Origin of the sequence: Rathayibacter tritici, from assembly GCF_002932875.1 — a bacterium.
Taxonomy (GTDB): Bacteria; Actinomycetota; Actinomycetes; order Actinomycetales; family Microbacteriaceae; genus Rathayibacter; species Rathayibacter tritici.
This window is the reverse complement of the sequence record NZ_PSWS01000085.1, coordinates 1-1,434: the sequence shown is the minus strand read 5'-3', so window position 1 is coordinate 1,434 and position 1,434 is coordinate 1. Positions and strand designations below refer to the sequence as shown.

The window sequence follows — 1,434 nt, the reverse complement described above, 5'->3', positions numbered from 1 at the left end:
GGCTCTTCGCAGTTGAGGGTGTAGCCGTACGAGTGTGGGGTCGGCGCGTCGTGGCCGGGAGTGGGGTCGAGGTCTTCCGATGATGGAGGTTCCTACGCCAGCCATCAGAAAGACCTCGACGTGTCTCACGCTACCTTCGACGACCCTGATCTCACGACCTTCTGCCGCCTGGACGAGCTCGGCCTTCGTGTTGTCGGGCAGCATCTTGCGCCCGATCGGGCGGTGCTGGAATGTCGGGTTGTTGACCCTGATCCGTGGTGCGTGAAGTGTGGTGCGGAGGGCGTGCCTCGGGACACGGTGACGCGGCGTCTCGCGCACGAACCGTTCGGTTGGCGACCCACGACCCTGTTGGTCCGGGTGCGCCGCTACGCATGCACGGGCTGCGGCCGGATCTGGCGACAAGACATCACGAAGGCCGCGCAGCCGCGGGCGAAGCTCTCCCGCCGCGGCGTGCGGTGGGCGCTGGAAGGCCTCGTCGTTGGGCACCTCACCGTCGCCCGTGTCGCGGCCGGCCTCGGGGTGTCGTGGCATACCGCGAACGCGGCTGTTCTCGCCGAGGGGAAACGGGTCCTGATCGATGACCCGACCCGGTTCGAGGGCGTGACCACGATCGGTGTCGACGAGCACGTCTGGCGCCACACGCGCCGCGGAGACAAGTACGTCACGGTGATCATCGATCTCACTCCGATCCGCGCGAAAACTGGGCCTGCCAGGCTGTTGGACATGGTCGAGGGGCGCTCGAAGGCCGTGTTCAAGCAGTGGCTCGCCGACCGACCCGACACCTGGCGGGCGAGGGTCGAGGTCGTCGCGATGGACGGGTTCACCGGGTTCAAGACCGCGACCGCGGAAGAACTGCCCGACGCGGTTCCGGTGATGGACCCGTTCCACGTCATCCGCCTCGCCGGCGACGCCCTGGACCGCTGCCGGCAACGCGTCCAACAACAGTCGACGGGGCACCGCGGCCGTTCCAGAGACCCGCTCTACTCGGCACGCCGGACCCTGCACACCGGCGCCGACCTCCTCACGGACAAGCAACACGCCCGCCTCAAGACGGTGTTCGCGGTCGACGAGCACGTCGAGGTCGAGGCGACCTGGGGCATCTATCAACGCATGATCGCCGCCTACCGCGACCCGGATCGGACCGCCGGGAAGACGGCGATGCAAGCGCTGATCGACTCGATCAGCGGCAAGGTCCCACGAGCCCTGAAAGAGCTGGTCACCCTCGGCCGCACGATGAACGCCCGCGCCGCCGACATCCTCGCTTACTTCGACCGCCCCGGCACATCGAACGGCCCCACCGAAGCGATCAACGGCCGCCTCGAACACCTCCGAGGGTCCGCCCTCGGCTTCCGCAACCTCACCAACTACATCGCCCGCAGCCTGCTCGAAACTGGCGGCTTCAGACCCCGACTACACCCTCAATTACGATGAGCC

At 67.5% G+C, this 1,434-nt stretch carries 1 protein-coding gene; it reads left to right on the top strand.

What is annotated here, in order from left to right:
- The first annotated feature begins 120 nt into the window (after window positions 1–120).
- A complete protein-coding gene (locus C5D07_RS15075) occupies window positions 121–1,431 on the top strand; it encodes an ISL3 family transposase (protein WP_068250249.1) in 1,311 nt (436 codons plus the stop codon).
- The last annotated feature ends 3 nt before the right edge of the window (window positions 1,432–1,434 follow it).